Annotated in this window: 12 protein-coding genes and 1 tRNA gene; 4 read left to right on the top strand and 9 right to left on the bottom strand. The window is 65.3% G+C overall.

Features of this window, described 5'->3' with window-relative positions; translation table 11 throughout:
* Window positions 1-163: 163 nt before the first annotated feature.
* A complete protein-coding gene (locus PCE31107_RS08130; RefSeq protein ID WP_130026712.1) occupies window positions 164-622 on the bottom strand; it encodes a metal-dependent hydrolase in 459 nt (152 codons plus the stop codon).
* Window positions 623-1,128: 506 nt separating this feature from the next.
* Here PCE31107_RS08130 and PCE31107_RS08125 point away from each other — a divergent pair.
* The 3 genes from PCE31107_RS08125 (at window position 1,129) to PCE31107_RS08115 (ending at window position 3,057) form a co-directional block, all read left to right on the top strand.
* Window positions 1,129-1,857 carry a transporter gene (locus PCE31107_RS08125; protein ID WP_150607597.1) on the top strand — a complete coding sequence of 243 codons (729 nt, stop codon included), beginning with the start codon at window positions 1,129-1,131 and terminating at the stop codon, window positions 1,855-1,857.
* Window positions 1,858-2,010: 153 nt separating this feature from the next.
* Window positions 2,011-2,087 (top strand) — tRNA-Met (locus PCE31107_RS08120).
* Window positions 2,088-2,244: 157 nt separating this feature from the next.
* Window positions 2,245-3,057 (top strand): class I SAM-dependent methyltransferase, encoded by an 813-nt coding sequence (locus PCE31107_RS08115; protein WP_150607595.1) that lies wholly within the window; start codon window positions 2,245-2,247, stop codon window positions 3,055-3,057.
* 203 nt (window positions 3,058-3,260) lie between these two features.
* On the opposite strand, the gene PCE31107_RS08110 is transcribed toward PCE31107_RS08115, so the two are convergent.
* Together PCE31107_RS08110 and PCE31107_RS08105 are read right to left on the bottom strand one after the other, a co-directional pair.
* Complete coding sequence (locus PCE31107_RS08110) at window positions 3,261-4,247, bottom strand: helix-turn-helix domain-containing GNAT family N-acetyltransferase (protein WP_150607593.1); 987 nt, start codon at window positions 4,245-4,247, stop codon at window positions 3,261-3,263.
* Between the two features lie 136 nt (window positions 4,248-4,383).
* On the bottom strand, window positions 4,384-4,719 hold the full coding sequence (locus PCE31107_RS08105) for a hypothetical protein (RefSeq protein WP_240756030.1): 336 nt from the start codon (window positions 4,717-4,719) through the stop codon (window positions 4,384-4,386).
* A gap of 296 nt (window positions 4,720-5,015) precedes the next feature.
* On the opposite strand from PCE31107_RS08105, the gene PCE31107_RS08100 reads away from it, so the two are divergent.
* Complete coding sequence (locus tag PCE31107_RS08100) at window positions 5,016-5,357, top strand: zinc ribbon domain-containing protein YjdM (protein ID WP_150607684.1); 342 nt, start codon at window positions 5,016-5,018, stop codon at window positions 5,355-5,357.
* Between the two features lie 94 nt (window positions 5,358-5,451).
* Here the strand turns inward: PCE31107_RS08100 and PCE31107_RS08095 are convergent, their stop codons facing one another.
* From PCE31107_RS08095 to nirB, 6 genes are all read right to left on the bottom strand, one after another.
* The gene (locus PCE31107_RS08095; protein WP_150607591.1) at window positions 5,452-6,630 is read right to left on the bottom strand and encodes a CmpA/NrtA family ABC transporter substrate-binding protein; all 1,179 of its coding nucleotides are present in this window, start codon (window positions 6,628-6,630) and stop codon (window positions 5,452-5,454) included.
* 9 nt (window positions 6,631-6,639) lie between these two features.
* On the bottom strand, window positions 6,640-7,215 hold the full coding sequence (locus PCE31107_RS08090; RefSeq protein ID WP_130027917.1) for an ANTAR domain-containing response regulator: 576 nt from the start codon (window positions 7,213-7,215) through the stop codon (window positions 6,640-6,642).
* Window positions 7,216-7,463: 248 nt separating this feature from the next.
* Window positions 7,464-8,267 carry a uroporphyrinogen-III C-methyltransferase gene (gene cobA / locus PCE31107_RS08085; protein ID WP_150607589.1) on the bottom strand — a complete coding sequence of 268 codons (804 nt, stop codon included), beginning with the start codon at window positions 8,265-8,267 and terminating at the stop codon, window positions 7,464-7,466.
* A 90-nt stretch (window positions 8,268-8,357) separates the two neighbouring features.
* Window positions 8,358-11,075, bottom strand: a complete 2,718-nt coding sequence (locus PCE31107_RS08080) for a nitrate reductase (protein WP_150607587.1) — start codon at window positions 11,073-11,075, stop codon at window positions 8,358-8,360.
* 47 nt (window positions 11,076-11,122) lie between these two features.
* Window positions 11,123-11,488 (bottom strand): nitrite reductase small subunit NirD, encoded by a 366-nt coding sequence (gene nirD / locus PCE31107_RS08075; RefSeq protein WP_130026719.1) that lies wholly within the window; start codon window positions 11,486-11,488, stop codon window positions 11,123-11,125.
* 10 nt (window positions 11,489-11,498) lie between these two features.
* Window positions 11,499-13,958 (bottom strand): nitrite reductase large subunit NirB, encoded by a 2,460-nt coding sequence (nirB, locus tag PCE31107_RS08070; RefSeq protein ID WP_150607585.1) that lies wholly within the window; start codon window positions 13,956-13,958, stop codon window positions 11,499-11,501.
* Window positions 13,959-14,036 lie beyond the last annotated feature (78 nt).

The following is a 14,036-nucleotide window of genomic DNA, read 5'->3' as shown; positions in this document are numbered from 1 at the left end:
AGCCGTGTCAGCCGTGTCAGCCGTGTCAGCCGTGTCAGCCGTGTCAGCCGTGTCAGCCGTGTCAGCCGTGTCAGCCGTGTCAGCCGACACCGCTACCGCTGATTCCTCTGCCTCCACCGCGCTCACTTCCTCCTTGGCTTCCGCCGGCACGTCCGCCCCGCACTCACCACCATCGCCACATGGCGAACGCGAGCGCCGCGGCCACGCACCACTCCGCAGCCGACCCGGTCGTCACGTAAAGCGGCGAACGGAAGCGCGTTCGCAACGGCCAGCACAGCGGCACGCCGGACGGCGTGAGCCAATCGGCCAGCAGATGTGACAAATACCCGGCTGCCAACGCCAGCATCCACACCGGCACATGGCCCCAGCCATACAGGCAGCCCACGACCGCCAGGATCGGCAGCAGCAGCGAATGCGTCATGCCGCGATGGCCGAAAAGACCGGAGACCAAGAGCGACACCGGTGCGACTCGGCGTCCCAGCATGCTCTTCGGGTGATCGATGTCCGGCAGCAATGCGCCAACGAGCGTCAAGGGCCAGGCGTGGACGCTGGCGGCCCACCCAGTGCGATGCATCAGCCAAGTTGCGCCGATACCGAAAATGAGATGACTTCTGGCTTGCATGGTGAGTCGGCGGCGGTGCGCCCGGCCCCGCTACAAATGGGCCCGAAGTCTACCACTCGATACACGACGTAGGCAGCCTCGGCGTCCCTTTCGTGCCCCCTCTTCCCCCTCTTCCTCCTCGCATCTCCACCTCTGCGCCTCTCCACGTCTCCACGTCTCTATCCCCCACCTCCCTACCTCCCGACCTCCCTACCTCTCTACGTCTCCACGCCTCTACGTCTCTACCTCCCTGCCTCCCGACCTCCCGACCTCCCGACCTCCCGACCTCCCGACCTCCCTACCTCTCTACCTCTCTACCTCTCTACGTCTCCACGCCTCTACGTCTCTACCTCCCTGCCTCCCACCACGCAGCCCCGCCAACGAGCAACGCTCCCAATACGCGAATCTCGAATACCGCACATTCGGCGAGTTTCGGTTGACCGTGTCACATGCCCCCCGTACGATCCGCGCGACGGATTTCCAGACCTTCGCACCGGGACACACCCATCGCCCCGCAGGAGTTTTCAATGAAGAAGTTTCTGATGCTTGCCGCAGCGCTCGCGCCGCTTGCCGCTCACGCCACCAACCCGCTTGTAACGGACGACACCGGCACACAGGACACCGGCAACTGGCAACTCGAGCTGAACAGCGAGTGGATAACCATGCCGAGCGCCCGCCAGCAACAATGGAACAACACGCTGACGTACGGCGTGATGCCCAACCTCGACGTCGCCATCCAGGCGCCCTACCAGCGCACGCGACCCGATGGCGCTGGCTGGACCAGCGGCGTCACCGACCTCCAGTTGCAAGCCAAATGGCGCTTTCTCGAAACCGATCAGTGGAGCCTCGGCCTCAAGCCGTTCGTCTCGCTGCCGACAGCCAGCCAGGATCGCGGCCTCGGCAACGGGCGCGCAACCACCGGCGCGAATCTGTTGATGCAATACAACCTCGATCGCTGGACATTCCTCGCCAACGCCGGCTATACGTGGAACAACAATGGCATCGGCAACCGACAGAGCCTGTGGAACGCGTCCACGGCCGTGCTTTTCAGTGCGACGGACACGGTGCGTCTGGTTGCCGACATCGGTCTCGCGACCAATCCGGACGCCACGACCCGGACAAAGCCCGCTTACGCGCTGGTCGGCGCGATCTACAGCCCGACGAAGGACCTCGATCTGGACGTCGGCTACAAGCGCGGCCTGAACCCGGCGTCGCTCTCCAACTCCGTGCAGGCGGGCGCCACGATCCGCTGGTGAGCGCCGCCACGACGTTGACTTCCGAGTGATACGGCGTGCGCGCGGGATGCGGCGAAAATGCACACGTCGCGCATGTTTTTCCGAGGTCCATAAATTTAATGTCATAAATGCTTGACACGATGCGCGGAACTCTCGTATTATTCAGTTCTCAGACGCGGGGTGGAGCAGTCTGGCAGCTCGTCGGGCTCATAACCCGAAGGTCACAGGTTCAAATCCTGTCCCCGCAACCAAATTCGAAAGCCCGTCGGCCGCAAGGTCGACGGGCTTTTGTCATTTCGCACGATCCTCCTCGTCAACGAATGCCGCTACGGCCTGGCCTTGGTCCACCTAGAATAAAAGGCCGGCGGGGCAACCCTAGACCCGCGTCAACCCATTCAAGGGGGCATCATGGCCGAGCGCGACAAGGTGTTTGCTGGGTCGATTCCAAAGTGCTACGACACGCTGATGGTGCCGTTGATCTTCGACACCTACGCCATCGATACGGCAGCGCTTGTCGCGGCCACCTCGCCCAGGTCGATCCTGGAGACGGCAGCCGGCAGCGGCGCCGTAACGCGAGCGCTTGCCCCGAAACTCGGCCCCGACACGCGCTACGTGGTGACCGACCTCAATCAGCCAATGCTCGACTATGCCGCCGACAGGCAACCGGCCGACGCTCGGATCGAATGGCAGCAGGCCGACGCGCTCGCCTTGCCGTTCGACGATGCGTCGTTCGATGTGGTCTTCTGCCAGTTCGGCGCGATGTTCTTCCCCGACCGCGCTGCCGGCTATACCGAGGCGCGTCGTATGCTGAGGCCGGGTGGACGCTTCATCTTCAGCGTCTGGGACCGCATCGAAGCTAACGCCTTCGCCGACGAGGTCACCGAAGCCGTCGGCGCATTGTTCCCGCATGACCCGCCAAGGTTTCTCGCCCGCACACCTCACGGCTATTACGACGTGACACGGATCCGGGAGGATCTGAGCCGCGCCGGTTTCGTCCACATTGAGATCGAGACGCACGAGAAAGTGAGTTATGCGGCATCGGCCCGCGACGCCGCCACTGCTTATTGCCTCGGAACGCCGCTGCGCAACGAGATCGAAGCGCGCGACCCCGGCCTGCTTGAACTCGCCACAGACCGGGCGACGGCGGCGATAGCCCAACGTCACGGCGACGGTCCGGTGGCCGGCAAAATTCAGGCACACGTGATCGTTGCGGTGGAATAGCTGCGCAGGGATGGCTGTGGTGGGATCGTAGCGGCAAGACGGCAGCGGCGAGATACCTGTGTCGGGTTGGCTGCGTCGCGTCCTTTGCATAGGGATGGCTGCGGCGCGATGGCAGTGGGACGGCGGCGGCTTCTGCGACGCCGATGCATCCCATCGCAAAGGCGTGCTTCGACGCTGCATTGCGCGTCGGCTGCCCGGGGAAGTCAGCCCAGCGCCGTCGCACCGCCCGCGCGACGGCGGAACCGTTGCTCCACGACCCGGCTCCCCCATTGCTCACCTTCGGATTCCTCGGTCAATGCAAAGCCGAACGACTCATACAAATGCCGTGCCGCATCCAGCCCCTTGAACGTCCATAGGTAGGTCTCGCGAAAGCGTGCATCGACAAAGGCCATCGCCTCCGACATCAGTCGCCGCCCGACCCCGGACCCACGCAATGAATCGTCAACGATGAACCACCGCAAATGCGCGACACCCGTTTCATGGTCGCCGTCGATCGCGAGCGAGGCCAGCGTGCGCCCATTCTCGACATGGCGCCACAGCGCTTTGCCGTCGGCGGGCAACGCGCTGGCGAACGCCGCCAGTTCCGTTGCGACCTTCGTCTCGAAAAACACCCCAAACCCCCAGTGTTCCGCGTAAAAGCGCGCGTGCAGGCTGGCAATGTCGCCGATACACCCCGGCTGATAGCCTTCGACCACTTGGGCGGAGACTTCCCCCTCGATCGCGCCTTTGGCCGAGTTGTCCTGTGCGAGCGCGTCCGCGTACAGGGCAAGCGCCCGGACCAGGGCCGCCTGATCCGCGGGCACGATGCGCCGCAGCGCGCTGGACACTTGATCGGTCGCAAAGCGGTCGATCTTGCTGCGAAGCCGCTGACCTGCTTCGGTCAGAGAGAGTTCGGATGCACGCGCGTCGTTGCTTGCCGTCGTGCGCCTCACGAGCCCGCTGGCCTCGAGCTTCGCCACTTGCCGGCTCGTGTTCGATTTATCCAGCCGCAGCAGGTTGCCAAGGTCCTTGGCACTGATCCCGGGCGTCGCCCCGATCTCGATGATGGCGTGAACCGCCGACGGCGCAAGATCGCTGTCGGCCAGCGTCGTTCGCATGAAGCCGAGTTCGCGAACCAGTCGACGCGAGAAGTCGCGGAGTTCCAGAATCTCCGCTTCGCGAGGCTTGCCAGGCAGATCGACGATATCCATATCTCAACCCCTATCAGTTGCGCATCGCAACCAATATAGTTGCGATGCGCAACTTGTGCAAGTCGCTGATTGTGCATGCGCGTGCTCGACAAGCGAGGAAGACCGCCCAGCGTGACCGAGCCCCGCCGTCACGGCGTCATTGACCGCCACCCAGCAAATCGTGGGCATCCAGGATCGCGTAAGCGATACCCGGACGACTATCGAGACAGCGCCGAACCGCGGCCGGGATCGACGCCTGGATCTTCCGGCAAAGGCCCGGTTTTGCCGCCAACCGAATACTGATGCCGCGGACCGTCCGGACTTCATTCACACTCGGCGCGATCTGCAACGAAATCCCGAGCTGGGCCTGCATCAGGTCAGCTACGCGCTGAAGATCGGCGTAACTGGTCACGGCTTCGATGCGCGCGATCAGCCGCTTCTCCTCCGTCTGCGTCAACAGCAGGATGCGGCGATCACCGTGCGGGTCTTGCATGAGGCTTTCCCGATCACAGGTGCAGGCACCCGGTGGGCATTCCTTGCGAATTGGGAAGCGGGTCTCGTCGACCATAGGGTACGGACAGGGGGGACGTTGGCGGGACTGACGTCGACATTGCATTATCGATCGTTCAAGTGTCCGCAATCTGCTTTCCCGAATCAATTAGGGATGTCATCGAAGCGCGAACGTGATCCCTACGCTGGCGAAGGGGATGGCGCTGCCGGGGAAATCATCCGGCAGCGCTATAATCCTGCGCTTTGATGGCCTTCATCGGCCGTTCAGGACCCATCGACATGAGTACTTTGCCTGCTTGCCCGAAATGCAACTCCGAATTCACATACGAAGACGGGGGTGTCTACATTTGTCCCGAGTGCGCGCATGAGTGGTCGGCGCAGGCTACCGCTTCAGCGGAACCGGCCGAACGCGTCTATCGCGATGCCACCGGAACGCTCCTGCAAAATGGCGATACCGTGACCGTCATCAAGGACTTGAAGCCGAAGGGTTCGGGGGGCGTGATCAAGATGGGCACCAAGGTGAAGAACATTCGGCTGGTGGACAGCGACCACGATATCGACTGCAAGATCGACGGCTTTGGCGCCATGAGCCTGAAATCCGAATTCGTCAAAAAGGTCTGATCGGGTTCCGACGCCCGTCGACTTCGCTGTCTTGACGGGCGTGACGGACATCACGAACATCACGGGCTTGAAGCGCCAACCCGGCGCGTCGAAATCACCGCGCCCGAATATCGAACCCGTCCACGTAAGCGCGTAAATCGGCGGCACTGGCTGCATCCCAGACCTTGCCGTCGCAAAGCACCTCACGCGCCGGCGAGGCCACCACGGGCACCGCCTCGGCACGCGCCGCCGCCTCGAACAGCGCCGTCTGGTTCACCGCTGCCGCCGTTTGCGCGGCACCGGCCACCGCCGCATCGCCCACCATCCCCCAGCGACGATATTGCGCGATGAACCACATGCCATCCGAAGGATGCGGGTAATTCACCACGCCCCCGTCGAAGAAGCTCACGGGCAACAACGCGTGCCGTCCCTGCAGGCGACCGAAGTCGCCCAGCAGACGCGCCGCGATCAGGTCGCGTGGCGCCCCGACCCACGCCGGCTCCGCCAGCCATCCCGCCGCTTCCGCCCGATGCCCGGGCATATCCAGCCAGCGGCACGCGCTGAGCAGCGTGCGCACCAGCGCCTGTGCCGTTTTCGGATAGCGCGACACAAAGTCCCGGCGGCAGGCCAGCACCTTCTCAGGATGATTCGGCCAGATGTCGCTCGACACCACGACCGTGCGCCCGAGCCCACGCGCCTGGGCCACGGCATGCCACGGCTCGCCGCAGCAAAACCCGTCGAGCCCGCCCTCTTCCATCGCGGCGACCATATGCGCCGGGGGAATCACGATGCTGGAGATCTCGTTGAGCGGATCGATGCCCTGCGCGGCAAACCAGTAATTGAGGAACATCGCGTGCGTGCCTGTCGGGAACGTCTGCGCGAAGACCGGCTTGCGCCCGAGCGACGCCAGCGCCGCGCGCAGGTCGCCCGTGCGCGCCATCGCCTCGGCGAGCGACGGCGTGACCGTCACCGCCTGCCCGTTGCGATTGAGGACCATGAGCACGGCCATGTCTTCACGCGGGCCGCCAATGCCCAACTGCACCCCGTACACGAGGCCATACAGCGAGTGCGCGGCATCCAGCTCGCCCGTGAGCAGCTTGTCGCGCACGGCGGCCCAAGACGACTCGCGGCTCAGCTCCAGGGTCAGTCCATGCTCGTGCCCCAGCTCCAGACGCTTCGCGACAATCAGCGGCGCCGCATCGGACAGCGCGATGAACCCCACGCGCAGATGACGTTTCTCTGGCGCGCCGTCCGGCAATTGCGCGTCAGAAGCCAACCATGATGACGTCGACATGAGCAGTGTCTATCCCAGTAATTCGGCAATCGAGACGAGCTGGCGCGCCACTTCGACGAGCTTCTCGCCCTGATCCATCGCCCGTTTGCGCAGGATGGCATAGGCCTCCTGCTCGGAAATCTTGCGTCGGTCCATCAGCAGGCGCTTGGCGCGGTCGATCAGCTTTCGGTCGGCCAGTTCGGTCTCGGCCTTGGCCAGTCGTGCGCGCAGCTTCTCCTCATGGGCGAAGCGCGCAAGCGCGACTTCGAGAATCGGCGCGAGCCTGTCTGCCGCCAGTCCCTCGACGGAGTATGCCGTCACCCCGGCATCGACGGCCGCGCGAATCAGCGATTGATTGCCGTCGGCCGAGAACATCAGCACCGGACGCGGCGCCGCCGCATTCATCACCGCGAGTTGTTCCAGCGTGTCGCGCGACGGCGATTCGGTATCGATGATGACGACGTCCGGGCGCTCGCTCTCCACCACGCGCGGCAACGCCTGCGGCTTGGCGACTTCCACCAGCATCTCGCACCCCAGACGCGCGAGCGCCGCGCGCAAATCGCCAATCGGCTTGTCGGTATCCGTGACGAGCAGCACGCGCAGCATGCCGTGCGCCCCGGCTGTGGTGACAGGGGCGGCAGGCACTGCGGGTTTGCGGGGCGTGTCGGCCTGAGGATCGACGTCCCCGGCATCCGGTGTTTTCGGCAAGTTCGTGGGGGCCAATGCGCTCGGCCAGTCAGTGAAATTCCATCCACGTCGCCGTGGCGAGGCAGCATCGGCTGCGCCCCGTCGGCGACGTCTCGTGTGCTAATCGAACACGCGCTACTCAGTATACGTAGTGACGATACAACGCATCAGGCCGCTCTGGCGATGACTTCGCGCGTAATGTCTCCGGCCACACCCCCGTCATCGACACCTGTCGCCACGCCCGGTTCGCCCGCCGCGAGCGCCGCTTCACCGACCGCGCCGCCCACGAGCAGAACGGTCGGACTGGCAAACCCCGCGGCGCGAACGTCGGCCGCCAGCCGGCCCAGCGACGTGACCATGCGCCGCTCTTGCGGCGAGCCCGCCCACTGCACCGCCCCCGCCGGGGTTGCCGCATCGAGATGCGCCAGTAGCGTCTCGCTCAGTTCCTCGACCCGATGCAGGCCCATGTAGATCGCCAGCGTGGTGCCGGTCGCCGCCAGCGCCGCCCAGTTGGGGGCACTGCCGTCCTGCCGGTGCGCGGTGACGAACGTCACGCCCGCGCAGTGGTCGCGATGCGTAAGCGACATGCCCAGACCGGCCGCCGCCGCGAACGCGGACGACACCCCGCTCACGATCTCCACCGGCACCCCCGCGCGACGCAGCGCCGAGATTTCCTCGCCCGCACGCCCGAACATCAGCGCGTCGCCCCCCTTCACGCGCACCACGTGCGCGCCGCGTCGCGCAAAGCGACACATCAGCCGCTCGATGAACGCCTGTGGCGTCGAGCGACAGCCGCCGCGCTTGCCCACGGCAATCACGCGGGCCCGCGGCGCGAGCGTGGCGATCTCCGGATTGGCCAGATCGTCGACGAGCAGCACATCCGCCTCGCCGAGCACGCGTGCCGCGCGCAACGTCAGCAGATCCAGCGCGCCGGGACCGGCGCTCAGCAGGGTGACTTTGCCGTTCTTCATGATCGTTCTCCCTCAATTCCTCGATGTCCTGCATGTCGCCCAATTCAAATCCAGTCGGTGCGTTCACGATGCGCTGCCCATGCCCCGGGCTCAAGCGACATTCGTCGCGAACGGCTGCGCCGCGGCGTTGACCGGCGCAGCGCACATGCGCTGCAACTCCGGCACACACGAGCCGCAGACGGTCCCACAGCCGAGCCTCGCCTTGAGCTGCGCGACGTCCGCTCCCGCGCCGATCGCCGCATTAATGGTCGACGCCGTCACTGACTTGCACTGACACACGGTGCGATCGCGCGGTACCGCCGGCCCGCTGTCGGCCACGAAGACCGCATGGCGCGCGCGTGTCCAGGGAGACGTTTCGCGAACACGCGCGAGTAGCGACGTCGACGCCGCGACATCGGCTTCACTGCCCGCCACCAGCACGCCATCGATCAAGGTGTCGCGCCATGCCACACGCTTGGTCATCGACCGGCGCGCATCGCGATACTCCAACAGCGATTCGTCGCGCGGCAGGGCCAGTGCCGTGTGCAAGCGCTCCAGCCAGTCGGCGTCCGGCTGGTTGTCGGCGGCCATGACCACGATCCGGTCGTCGCCCTCCAGGCGCACCGTCGCGAAGCGCCGCTCGGCCAACAATGGCTGCACCGCCGCGTGCAATTGCAAGGCGTCGCCGCGCCGCACCGCCGCCACGCGCCAAGGCAGCGCGAGCGGATCGACGCGCACGGCGGCGTGCTTCAATTCGGGCTGCTTCGAATACTTGTCGACGGCGCCGAGGGTCGTGTCGTTCACGCCCCCGCCGCCGAGAAACTGTCCGCTCCAGTGCATTGGTACGAACACCGTGCCCGAGGCGACATCGTCGCTCACGGCCAGCGTCAGCACCCGCTCGCCGCGACGGCTCGACAGCCGCACGACATCCCCCGGGCGCAGGCTTCGACGCGCCGCGTCGGCCGGATGCATGGTGAGCGCCGGTTCCGGTGCGTGCTCGAACAGTTGCCCCACACGCCCCGTCCGGCTCATGCCGTGCCACTGATCGCGCAGGCGACCGGTAATCAGTCGCAACGGATGGCGGGCATTGATCGGCTCCGCCACCGGTTGGTATTCGAACGCATGAAAACGAGCACGGCCGTCGCTCGTAGCGAACACGCCGTCTTCATAGCGGCGCGCAACGCCTTGCGCCGCGCCGGCCGGAAACGGCCAATGTTGCGGTCCGCGCTGCTCGAGCAACGCGTAATCGATACCGCCGATGTCGAGGTCGCGTCCCACGGTGAGCGCGCGATGCTCGTCGAAGATGGTCTCAATGGACGAGAACGCGAACGGTTCGGGCGACGCGTCGAGCTTGGGCGCAAGACGCCGGGCGACCTCGCTGGCAATCCACCAGTCGGCCCGAGTCTCTCCCGGCGCCGAGACGCAGGCTCGCACGCGCGAGATGCGCCGCTCCGAGTTCGTGACCGTACCCGCCTTCTCGCCCCAGCTCGTTGCCGGCAGCAGCACGTCGGCATAAGGAACGGTGTCGGTCTGGTGAAACGCCTCCTGCACCACCACGAACTCCGCAGCGGCGAGCGCTTCACGCACGCGCGCGCTGTCCGGCATCGAATGCACGGGGTTCGTGCACGCGATCCAGATCGCCTTGATACGGCCGTCGCGCACGGCGTCGAACATCTCCACAGCGGGCAGGCCCGGCCTGTCAGACAGCCCCTGCACGCCCCAAAGCCGCTCGACCTCCGCGCGATGCGCCGCGTTGCCGATGTCGCGATGCGCGGCGAGCATGGTGGCCAACCCGCCGACTTCACGGCCGCCCATCGCATTGGGCTGACCGGTGAGCGAGAACGGCCCGGCACCCGGGCGTCCGATCTGCGCGGTGGCCAGATGCAGATGGATGAGCGCGAGATTCTTCTCGGTGCCATGGCTCGATTGATTCAGACCCATGCAGTAAAGCGACAGCGCCGCCGGGCTCTCGCCAAACCAGTCGGCCGCCTGACGCAACGCTGATTCTTCGATGCCGCAGATATCGGCCACGAGTGCCGGCGTATAGCCGCGCAGCACCTTCTTGAGGGCGTCGAAGCCTTCGGTATGGGCATCGATGTAGCGCCGGTCGATGCGTCCTTCCCAGATCAGGTGGTGCAGCATGCCGTGAAAGAGCGCAACGTCGGTGCCCGGCACGATGGCCAGATGCAGATCGGCCATCGCGGCCGTGTCGGTGCGGCGCGGATCGACGACGATCCAGCGAATCGACGGATCGGCCGCCCTGGCCGCTTCGAGTCGACGGAACAGCACCGGGTGCGCGTAGGCCATGTTGCTGCCTGCGAACAGCACGGTGCGCGCCGCTTCGAGATCGTCGTAGCAGGTGGGCGGGCCGTCTGCGCCGAGCGCCATCTTGTAGGCACTCACGGCGCTCGACATGCACAGTCGCGAGTTGGTGTCGATGTTGTTGGTGCGCACCAACCCCTTGGCGAGCTTGTTGAAGACGTAATAGTCCTCGGTCAACAACTGTCCCGATACGTAGAAGGCGACGGCGTCCGGGCCATGCCGGCGGATGACGTCGGCAAAGCGCGACGCCACCGTCTCCAGCGCGTCGTCCCAACTGGCGGGCGTGCGCTCGGCGTCGCGCGTGGTGCGCAGCTCGGGCGTCAGCACGCGTCCGGCAAGCGACTGTGCGGTGAGCGGCAGCGTCATGCCCTTGCTGCACAGTCGCCCGAAGTTCGCCGGATGCGCCGGGTCGCCCTGCACACCGACGATGCGATCATCGTCGCTCTCGACGAGCATGCCGCAACCGACGCCGCAGTAGCAGCAGGTGGTTTGCGTGAGGGTTGTCATGGGGGGCTCCGGCAATCGCGAGGGGTCAGGGGGGCGGGGGTAGCGGGTCAAGCGGCAGCCGTCGCCGCGCTCGCCTCGGTACCGATCGCCTCGTCGAGCGACACATACACCTCGCCCGCGTCGATCCGCACGGCGAAGCGCTCTGCACAGCCCACGTCGGGTGCGCAGGCTTCGCCGGTCGTCAGGTCGATGTTCCAGGCGTGCAGCGGGCATGTGACCTTCTCGCCATGCACGATGCCCTGCGAGAGCGCCCCGCCCTTGTGTGGGCACTTGTCGCGCAACGCAAAGACCTTGTCGCTCTCGGAGCGAAAAAGGGCGATGTCGCCGCTCGGATGGGACAGCACGCGCGTACCCAGGCGCGGGATCGCGCCCACATCGCAGACGTGCAACCAGATCGGTTTGGATTGCGTCATGTTGGTCTCCTCAAACAGTCGCGGGTTCGACGCTCACCGGCACGATCGAGGTCAGCGGACGATATTCATTGGCTTGCACCCCGTTGATGCGGGCTTGCCACGGGTCGGGCAGTCCGTCGAGCGAGAAGAGCAGCCGCTCGTACAGCGCGCGCCGATTGGCGGCATCGTTCACCACGCGTTGCTTCACGTAGTCGAGGCCAACCCGGTCGAGGTAATGCACCGTGCGGTCGAGGTAATAGGCTTCCTCGCGGTAGAGCTGGAGGAACGCACCCGTGTACTCCTTGACCTCGTCGGCCGTCTTCACCTTGACGAGGAACTGCGCGACTTCCGTCTTGATACCGCCGTTGCCGCCGACATACAGCTCCCAGCCCGAATCGACCGCGATCACGCCCACGTCCTTGATCCCGGCCTCGGCGCAATTGCGCGGGCAGCCGGACACGGCCAGCTTGACCTTGTGGGGCGACCACATGTTCGCGAGCATGGTCTCGAGATCGATGCCCATCTGCGTGCTGTTCTGCGTGCCAAAGCGGCAGAATTCGCTGCCCACGCACGTCTTCACGGTGCGGATCGACTTGCCGTAGGCGTGTCCCGACGGCATGCCGAGGTCGCGCCAGACGCTCACGAGATCTTCCTTCTTCACGCCCAGCAAATCGATACGCTGACCGCCCGTGACCTTGACCATCGGAATCTGGTACTTGTCCGCCACGTCGGCGATACGGCGCAGCTCGCTCGAGTTCGTCACGCCGCCCTTCATCTGCGGGATGACGGAGAACGTGTTGTCCTTCTGAATGTTGGCGTGCACGCGCTCGTTGACGAAGCGGCTTTGCGGATCGTCCACGGCTTCCTTCGGCCACGTGCTGAGCATGTAGTAGTTCAGCGCCGGACGGCACGTGGCGCACCCGTTGGGCGTGCGCCATTCGAGGAAGTCGAAGGCGGCACGGTGGGACGTGAGGTGATGCTCACGCACCGCACGACGCACGTCGGCGTGCGACAGATCCGTGCAACCGCACACCGCCTTCTCCTTCGGTGCCGCGTCGTAGGTCGAGCCCAGCGTGCTCATCAGAATCTGTTCGCACAGCCCGGCGCACGAACCGCACGAGCTGGCAGCCTTCGTATGCTTCTTGACTTCGTCGAGCGTGAACAAGCCCTTCTCGGTAATCGCCTTGACGATCGTGCCCTTGCACACGCCGTTGCAGCCGCACACTTCATCGGTATCGGACATGGCCGACGCGCGGTTCTGCCCTTGCGTGCCAACGTCGCCCACGCTCGACTCGCCGAACATGATGCGCTCGCGCAACTCGCCCAGCGAACGCCCATCGCGCAACAGCTTGAAGTACCAGGCGCCGTCAGCCGTGTCACCGTACAGGCACGCGCCGACGAGCTTGTCGTCGCGAATCACCAGCTTCTTGTAGACGCCGCTCGCGGGATCGGACAACACGATCTCCTCAGTGCCTTCGCCGCCGAGAAAGTCGCCCGCCGAAAACAGGTCGATGCCCGTGACCTTGAGCTTCGTCGACAGCACCGAGCCGCGATAGCTGCCGATGCCCATGAGCGCGAGGTGGTTGGCGCAGACCTTGGCCTGCTCGAACAACGGGGCCACGAGTCCGTAGGCCACGCCGCGATGGCTCACGCATTCGCCCACAGCGTAGATGCGCGGATCATAGGTTTGCAGGGTGTCCGACACGACGATGCCACGAGCGCAATACAGACCGGCCGCTTCGGCCAACGTCGTGTTCGGCCGAATTCCTGCGGCCATCACCACGAGGTCAGCGTCAATTTCTTCGCCGTTGCTGAACTTCACGGCCCGCACGCTGCCGTTGCCGTCGTCGAGAATCGCCGCCGTTTGATGCGACAGTCGGAACGCGAGACCGCGCGCTTCGAGCGATTGTTGCAGCAACTTGCCCGCCGTACTGTCGAGTTGGCGCTCGAGCAGCGTCTCGGCCAGATGCACGACGGTCACGTCCATGCCGCGCAGCTTGAGGCCGTTGGCCGCCTCCAGACCGAGCAGACCGCCGCCGATCACGACCGCATGACGCTTCATGCTCGCCGTCTCGATCATGATCTCGGTATCGCGAATGTCGCGATAGCTGATCACGCCATCGAGATCCTTGCCGGGCACCGGCAGAATGAACGGGCTGGAGCCGGTGGCGATCAACAGACGGTCGTACGGCGCCTCAGTGCCGTCGGCGCAACGCACGACGCGGCGCGGTCGATCGATCTGCGTGACTTCCTTGCCCAGATGCAACGTGATGCCCTTCTCGGCATACCAGTCGAGCGGATTGAGCACGATGTCGGCGAACGACTGCTCACCGGCGAGCACCGGCGAGAGCAGGATCCGATTGTAGTTCGGATGCGGCTCGGCACCGAATACGGTGATGTCGTACTGATGCGGTGCGATTTCCAGCAGCTCTTCGAGCGTGCGGATGCCGGCCATGCCGTTGCCGATGACGACCAGACGAGGTTTGCGCATGCTGTCTTCTCCTGTTGCAGCGCTTGCAGCGCCCGAAAAACAAAACGGCGTCCGACCATGCCGAAGCACGGAGGGACG

Origin of the sequence: Pandoraea cepalis (assembly GCF_902459625.1) — a bacterium.
Taxonomy (GTDB): Bacteria; Pseudomonadota; Gammaproteobacteria; order Burkholderiales; family Burkholderiaceae; genus Pandoraea; species Pandoraea cepalis.
The sequence above is the reverse complement of the archived record's forward strand: the minus strand, read 5'-3'. Positions and strand labels throughout refer to the sequence as shown.

Excerpts from the sequence above, each read along its gene's own strand:
- PCE31107_RS08130 (WP_130026712.1), bottom strand. The coding sequence starts at position 622 with ATGCAAGCCAGAAGTCATCTCATTTTCGGTATCGGCGCAACTTGGCTG.
- PCE31107_RS08125 (WP_150607597.1), top strand. The coding sequence starts at position 1,129 with ATGAAGAAGTTTCTGATGCTTGCCGCAGCGCTCGCGCCGCTTGCCGCT.
- PCE31107_RS08115 (WP_150607595.1), top strand. The coding sequence starts at position 2,245 with ATGGCCGAGCGCGACAAGGTGTTTGCTGGGTCGATTCCAAAGTGCTAC.
- PCE31107_RS08110 (WP_150607593.1), bottom strand. The coding sequence starts at position 4,247 with ATGGATATCGTCGATCTGCCTGGCAAGCCTCGCGAAGCGGAGATTCTG.
- PCE31107_RS08105 (WP_240756030.1), bottom strand. The coding sequence starts at position 4,719 with ATGCAAGACCCGCACGGTGATCGCCGCATCCTGCTGTTGACGCAGACG.
- PCE31107_RS08100 (WP_150607684.1), top strand. The coding sequence starts at position 5,016 with ATGAGTACTTTGCCTGCTTGCCCGAAATGCAACTCCGAATTCACATAC.
- PCE31107_RS08095 (WP_150607591.1), bottom strand. The coding sequence starts at position 6,630 with ATGTCGACGTCATCATGGTTGGCTTCTGACGCGCAATTGCCGGACGGC.
- PCE31107_RS08090 (WP_130027917.1), bottom strand. The coding sequence starts at position 7,215 with ATGCTGCGCGTGCTGCTCGTCACGGATACCGACAAGCCGATTGGCGAT.
- cobA (WP_150607589.1), bottom strand. The coding sequence starts at position 8,267 with ATGAAGAACGGCAAAGTCACCCTGCTGAGCGCCGGTCCCGGCGCGCTG.
- PCE31107_RS08080 (WP_150607587.1), bottom strand. The coding sequence starts at position 11,075 with ATGACAACCCTCACGCAAACCACCTGCTGCTACTGCGGCGTCGGTTGC.
- nirD (WP_130026719.1), bottom strand. The coding sequence starts at position 11,488 with ATGACGCAATCCAAACCGATCTGGTTGCACGTCTGCGATGTGGGCGCG.
- nirB (WP_150607585.1), bottom strand. The coding sequence starts at position 13,958 with ATGCGCAAACCTCGTCTGGTCGTCATCGGCAACGGCATGGCCGGCATC.